Source organism: Rosettibacter firmus, from assembly GCF_036860695.1.
In the GTDB taxonomy this organism is placed as follows: Bacteria; Bacteroidota; Ignavibacteria; order Ignavibacteriales; family Melioribacteraceae; genus Rosettibacter; species Rosettibacter firmus.
Genome location: NZ_JAYKGJ010000004.1, coordinates 299,659 through 307,224, shown reverse-complemented (window position 1 = coordinate 307,224; position 7,566 = coordinate 299,659). Strand labels below are relative to the sequence as shown.

Sequence of the window (7,566 nt, the reverse complement as noted above, 5' to 3'; positions counted from 1 at the left end):
TTTAATATAAGCAATGTTAGAACTACTCCATCGTATTTGTTGTTGACTTCCTGCTCTCCATACTTCTCCCCCATTCGGGGAATTTAATTTTATGTTTTTATTGGATATGACAAAAAAAGTGCTATCATTTATATCATAGACAGAAGGATTATTTGATGCACTTATTTTTACTTTGTATTTATTAGAAATTATATTGGGTCTCCATATATAGAAACCAATATTTGAAGCGTAGTTTGAAACTATTAAATTCCAGTTTTCACCGTTATCAGTTGAGTATTCGAGATTTATAAAATCAACATTTATTGTTTTCCATGATAACGTTACTTCAGTATTTATGTAGTATATTTCACCTCCTTTAGGTGATGTTAATTCAATGATCAATTTGCTTGTCCACACTCTTAAGAGTCCATCATCACTTCCGGTAGCAATTATATCGCCTGTACTATTAAATTCAACTGTTTCAACAAAGCTTGTAATATTACCAATAAATAATAAATTACCAGAGTTTAATTCCCATATTTTTATTGTTTTATCCCAAGAACCTGTTACTATTTTAGAATCATCCTTGCTTATTGACAATGCATGTATAGAAGCATTATGTGTATTAGACCAGATTAAATTTCCCGACTCAGTATTCCAAACTTTAATTTTATAATCATCTCCACCTGATATAAGAAGGTTACCATTATTGCTGAATTCAAGAGTATAAATATAACCTGAATGTTTTCCTTCCCAGAATTTATAACCAGTATTCAAATTCCAGACAGATATAGTCCCGTCAATACTTGCTGTTGCCAACATATCATAAATTTTGTTAACGGCTAATATATTAACAGCTCTAATATGTTCTCTTTCCCAAATTAAGTTTCCTGATATTGCATCCCAAACCTTAACTTTTTTATCGTTACCTGTAGATACAATCTTTGAATCGTCTCTGCTAAATTTAACCGATGTTACTGCACCTAAATGTGAACCCGTCCATTTCAAAGTTCCTTTAGATAGATCCCATACTTTTAATAGATTATCGTTACTTCCCGATACTAAAAACTTATTATCGTTACTTATAGATAGTGAATTAATCTGGTCATAATGATATCCTATCCATAAAAGCTGACCATTAGTAGCATTCCATACTTTAATAGTTTTATCTTTACTCCCTGTAACAATATAATGCCCATCATAGCTAAATTTTACAATATTAATCCAATTCGAGTGTTGTAATGTGAATAATAATTTTCCGTTGTTAGCGTTCCATACTTTTACTAAATTGTCATTACTTGCGGAAGCAATCATAGAGTCATTGGGTGAAAATACCACACAATTTATTGTCGATTGATGTGACCCCGACCATAGTTCAGACCATTTGGTTTGTCCCCAAATGTGATTCATTAATATGAAAAAAAATAAAAGTAAAATTGATCTTTTATTCATACTCATTACATAAAATTATTTTACTTATGGTCTTTTAGGAGGAGGTGGTAATTTATCTTTCTCAACATTAATTTGTGGTTTCCCTTTTATTATAAAATAAGTAGCAGTTCCCCCTAATATTGCAGTATATATATACCACGGTATTCTTTTCTTAATTACTTCAGATTTAAGGAGAAGGTATAAATTATTATTCTCTATACCCTGAGGATATTCATTAATAAAATCCCATCTAATAACTTTATTTTTACCTGGACCTTTCACTTCATTAATATCACCATAAACGTGTTCTAAGGGTACCAGTCTTTCATATTTTTGTGATTTATCAACTAAGTATAGTTTAACATTGTATTTTGTATCGTTGTTATCACTTAAGTCATAATTAATTTCATAGTAATAACCTTTCTTCTGAAATCTTAAATTTTTAATTGCATTACCTTGAGTTAGTACTTTGACTATATTTACATCATAACTATCCCTTAATTTTAAGTTAACATTGATTGTTTTTGTTACATTTTTACTGATAACAATTGTATCTACAAAAGGATAAAATTTCGATCCCGAAGTTACTTCCAGTAAATATTTCCCCACTAATAAACTATCTGCAAAATTTCTATTGTATACCTCTTTTATGACCTTATTATCTTTAATTATATTAATTCTATAACCGGGGGCGGTAACTGTGATGTATAGATATCCATAAATTGATTTAAGATTAATGACTCTCTTTTTTATTTCATTTGCTTTTATGTGGATGGGTTCACTGAATTTTTCATATCCATCCTTTTCTATCATTATATTGTAAGTTCCTTCTTCCAATTTCAGTGTGTCTTTTTTCTCAATCTCTTTTCCATCAATCTTCAAAATAGCATCACTTGGATTAATTATTAGAAGCAAAGTACCGAGAGGCATCAATAAATTATATTTTTTTCTTAATCTATCACCATTATTAACCACGATAGTATCTACTATTTTCTTAATTTGTGGCCTTTCAATTTCTAATACATATGTGCCGAGAGCATCAAATTCAATATCTTTTTCGTTTATAGGTTTTCCATTTATTGTAATATTTACGTTTTCGGGTTCAGTATCAATTTTTAGACTTGCCAGACTTTTTGTAAAAAGATAATTGAAGGTATTATTTTTCCCTTTTTTTACTTCTATGTAATCATCAATAGTGTAATATCCATTCAAAACAAGTTTTATTTTATATTTACCTGGATTTCTAAAGGTAGTTAAATTAGATTTACTTTCTTCTATTCCATTTATGAATACTCTTGCTCCAGATGGATTGGTTTTAATAATAATTTTTTCAGAAAAAATCTCTGAAAAATTGAATGTAAAATTTTCTTCTGAATTTAATATTTTAATTGTATCACTTAGTTTTATTACATTTTTATCTGTGTAAGTAATATTATGATAACCTTTAGTTAAAAGAAAATAAGATTTGTTTTTTTCCTTTTTTATACCATCAATAAATAAATCGTAATTTTTTTTATTCGTTCCCAGAAAGACCAAAGATAATGTATTGTAATTTTCTTCTGATATTTTAATAAGCCAATAATTACTTTGAGCGAATTGCAGACCATATACTAAAAAATCAATAATTAAACTTTTGTATATATTAGAGGTTATTTCTATTCTAGTTGAATTTTTATTTATGAAAACTATATAACCTCCCATTACATAGAAGGATTTTAATATAGAATTAGGGGGACCAAATCTTAAATCCTTAATGTTGGTTAAGAAGTATATTCCATATAAATCTTTAGCTGAAACATTTTTAGCAATATATTGAAAATACTCATAAGGAATTGGTTGGGGTACATCTACAAGAGCGAGTTTTTTTGTTTGACTCGTTATGGTTATGTTAATAGAAATTGTTATTAATAAGATTTTTAGAAGTAATTTCATGATTGTCTCAATTATAATTTATAAATCCTTTGCACATCTAAAACCCACACTTGGACCTTTGCTATTTGGCATTAATGAATTTCTAAAGTAAACTGTGCATTTTTCGATATTACTTGTCCAGCCCCCACCTCTTATTACTTTATACATCCCTTTATCAGGGCCTTTAGGATTATCATACTCACTTATTGAATAATAGTCTTTACTATACCAATCCGAGCACCATTCCCATACATTTCCAAGCATGTTATAAATACCAAGCTCATTGGGATACTTAGCTTCTTTATTGATATGAGCTGAACCATTTGAATTAGCTAAATAGTAGATCTTATTAATCATACTATCTATTGAAATATTATTCGTATTTTTTCCTCCTCTTGCTGCAAATTCCCATTCTGCTTCTGTAGGTAATCTTTTTCCAACTTTTTTTGCAAACTCGTTTGCTTCATACCAGGTGATATTTTCAACCGGCGCATCAGGGTTTTTGTTAATTGATGGATTATATCCCATAACATTTTCAAACTCCCTTTGGGATACTTCATAAATATCTAAATAGAAATTATTTACTTTTACTTTATGTGCTGGTTTTTCATCTGGCTCACCTTCATTATTTCCCATAATGAATTCACCTCCTTCAACTAAAATCATACCGCTAGGTGGAGCTTTATAATATATAGTTATTACATTTTCAAAAAATAATTTTACAATATCGTTAACAATTGTTGAATTTTGTGTTTTTTTGTAAACAGAAGAAAAAATTATACTGCCATCAGTATTAATTAAATCTAACTTCATGCTGTCAGAATTATAAACTTGGCCGGTTACAATTAAACTTATTTCGAGTATATCTTTTAGTACCTTTAATACTTTCGAATCGTTTGGGTCAATAGATTTTAAAGATAATTTAGATTTTTGTCTTTCAAGAATTTCTTGAGGGAATAGTTCAAAATTTTCAAAAAAAACAGTGTTAGATTTTAATTTATCAATCAGTTTAATATCAAAATCATCAGAACCTTCAAATTTAAGTATAGCTAAGCCAATGGGTTTTTTATAATTAATAAATAAGTCATGTTGTAGTTTACTATATACTCCTATAAATTCCTGAGCGTAAAACTTGTTAATAGTGAACAAAATTAGAATATAAAACAAAATTCTCTTTATCATTTTCCTATTCACCTCCAATAATTAAATTTATCCGAGTCCCTTCTTTTACTTTGCTATCAGCTTTTGGAATTTGTCTTAGAACAATATTAAGTTTTGTAGGATTTGGAATTTTATCAATCGTACCAATATTAAGTTTGTTTGTTTTAAGAACACTTTTAGCAGATTCTATATCCATTCCTATTAAATCTGGCACTATAGTATTTTTTGATAAATTATCTTGTGATAACTGAACATTAGAAGTAGTAGTAACAGTATCGTAAGTTGGCTTGGGATTCGATTTGGGGACTTCAGTCTTTATAGAAGAATCAATATAACTCTTTTCGTAATTGTATATAGAATTATTATTTTGCCCGTATTTATTATTTAATGGTAATTCTTCTTCAATATTTTTATAAGGTTTATCATTAAGCATCTGTAGTGTAATCATTGAAAAAATAATTATTCCTATTGAAACCAATAAAAATCTTTGAATATTTTTTAATTTTTTATCTTCTGCAGTAATTTCATTTGTTACAGTAGAACTATATTTAGAATTTTTTTGTTGAACATTGGAGATTTTATAATTCTCAATGTCTTGAAGGTTAATTTTTATTGTTTTTTCACTATCGTACTCTACCGGAAAATTACTATATATATTGTGTGTTTTAAGTAAAGATATTAAATCGTTACTAGACTGGAGTCTATCTTTTTTATCTTTTATAAGACATTTATCTATAATTTTTTCTATATATTCTGGTATATCTGGATTTATATTTCTTAATGGGATATAATCCTCATTTATAATTTTAGAAATAGTAGCTACAGGGTTATCAGAAAAATAGGGTAATTTTCCTGAAAGAGAATAATACATTACAACGCCCAATGAATATATATCGCTGCTCGAGTCTATTTCTTTTCCTTCAGCTTGTTCTGGACTCATAAACTCTGGAGTTCCTAATAAAAAACCTGGCATTGTTAGTTGTCCATAATTGTTAGAAAATGCAATTCCAAAATCCATTAACACCGTTCTATTTTCTTTTGTAATAAAAATGTTGCTGCTTTTAATATCTCTATGTATTAATCCTTTACTATGTATATAACTTAAAGCATCTGCAATGGGAAGAAATATTTTATAGAATTCGTTTATAGTTAGAGGTCCCTCATTTTTTATTTTCTTGTGTAAGTCATATCCTTCCAAGAGTTCCATTTCCATATAATGAATCCCATTCTCAATACCTTCATCGTAGACTTTTATAATATTATAATGATTTAGTGTAGAGCATATTTGTGCTTCTCTATGAAATCTATCAACTAATTCTTTATCGTTTAGTAAATGAGGTTGTATAATTTTAAGAGCTACATTTTGTTCTCTTTTGTAATCAATAGCTTTATATACTGTTGCTGTCCCACCATGCCCTATTTCATTTATAATTTTGAACTTTGATGATAAAGCTAAACTAATAAATGTGAAGGGTTCAAAATGTAAGTTATCATTACCTAAATAGCTTCCACAATAACGACATTTTATGGCTGTCTCCAGTATTAATTCCGAGCAATATGGACATCTTTTTGTTTTTTTCCCAAATCCAATCATAATTTTTTATTTTCATCTGAGGCTTCTAATTTCTTTTGCTTTATTTTGTAGAATTTTTATTTTGTTTACAATATTGATTCTTATATTTTGATCAGAAGTTGAGTCATATTCCTTACGATATTTTTCTATGGATTCAAACAAAAGTTGTTCAGATTTTTTCTTATTCTTCGAATTAATTAAATTATCAAGTTTCTGCAGGATAGTTTTAAATTCACTATCGTTGTCAAAAGATTGCAAATCTTCCATTGAAGTATTGCTTTTTTCATTTCCATAAGTAAGTAATTTATTGGGTTTTATTTGTTCAAAAGTATTAGTTTTTTCCAGTGGCTTAATGTTAATACTTTTTAAATCGAGTTTTTCTTTTTTGCTTGAACGATTATGGATTTTTTTATTGCGTTCTATTTTTGTATCTGAAAATGAATAATTTTTCTTTAATAAATTTTCTTCTGTTAAGTTTAGATTTGGTAATTGATTATTGTAAAACTTATCCCAATCTACATTGTAGTTGTACGAGATACTATTATTTGAGATTGGTTTTTCAACTAAAGTATCAATTCTTATTTTTTTATTAGATTTTTGAGGTTCACTTTCTACTGAGGTGTTGAAAGAAGTTAAATAAACAATAAGAAGTATAGTTGATAAAAATATTAGAATTGTTAATAAGTTTGATATATTTTTTTTGTCTTTAATTATTAAATAAAATCTATTTTTTTTATTCTTTCCAATTTTAGTTTTGTAATTTCCTATACCAACTAATATTACAGATATATTATCGTTTGAATTATTATCTAAAGCATATTTTACTAAATAATTACATGCTTTTTTTAATGTAGGAGCATTTTCAAGCTGTTCTTTAATTTGAGTAGTATTCAAAGATTTATTTATGACCAATCCATCTGAACAAAGCAAAAAAATATCACCATCTTCAAGTATTTCATAATCTTCATTTAATGGGAAAATATCCGGTTGATCATTACCGCCATCTAAAGCTCTTTGAAGAAAATTTTTATATAATTGGGTATTAAATAATGCAGGGTCATTTTTATTATTATTAACAAAAGTATGGTCCACTGTTATTTGAGAAAAATTATTTTCACGGAATAAATAAATTCTACTATCTCCGATATTTCCCCAAACAAATTTGTTTCCATAAATTAAAATGCAGGTTAATGTAGTACCCATTCCCATTAAAGATGGTGTGGTATTTATTTTTTTTGCTATAGCTTTTTGAGAGGTTAAAAATATTCGTTCTAATACAAGTTTTAAGTCTTTCAATGTTGGATTATTATATAATTCTTCATTTAGGACTTGGATTGCATTTTCGATCACCAATTTGCTTGCAATTTTACCGCCAACGGTTCCTCCCATTCCATCGGCAACTGCAAAAAAGTAAACACCTTTACTTAATTTTTTTGCAATACAATAATCTTGGTTATTTGCTCTTTTCCCCTTTATACTTTTTAATGCTATATCTACTTTATACATTTTGC

Annotated in this window: 5 protein-coding genes; all 5 read right to left on the bottom strand. The window is 27.6% G+C overall.

Annotated features, from left to right (window positions below; all coding sequences use genetic code 11):
* On the bottom strand, positions 1-1,431 hold a 1,431-nt coding region (locus VJY38_RS13115; protein ID WP_353681176.1), incomplete at its 3' end, for a WD40 repeat domain-containing protein.
* 24 nt (positions 1,432-1,455) lie between these two features.
* The gene (locus VJY38_RS13110) at positions 1,456-3,342 is read right to left on the bottom strand and encodes a PEGA domain-containing protein (protein WP_353681175.1); all 1,887 of its coding nucleotides are present in this window, start codon (positions 3,340-3,342) and stop codon (positions 1,456-1,458) included.
* 18 nt (positions 3,343-3,360) lie between these two features.
* Positions 3,361-4,503: a formylglycine-generating enzyme family protein gene (locus tag VJY38_RS13105; protein ID WP_353681174.1), complete on the bottom strand. Its 1,143-nt coding sequence runs from the start codon at positions 4,501-4,503 to the stop codon at positions 3,361-3,363.
* Between the two features lie 4 nt (positions 4,504-4,507).
* Positions 4,508-6,076, bottom strand: a complete 1,569-nt coding sequence (locus tag VJY38_RS13100; RefSeq protein ID WP_353681173.1) for a serine/threonine-protein kinase — start codon at positions 6,074-6,076, stop codon at positions 4,508-4,510.
* 12 nt (positions 6,077-6,088) lie between these two features.
* Positions 6,089-7,561 carry a PP2C family protein-serine/threonine phosphatase gene (locus tag VJY38_RS13095; protein ID WP_353681172.1) on the bottom strand — a complete coding sequence of 491 codons (1,473 nt, stop codon included), beginning with the start codon at positions 7,559-7,561 and terminating at the stop codon, positions 6,089-6,091.
* Positions 7,562-7,566 lie beyond the last annotated feature (5 nt).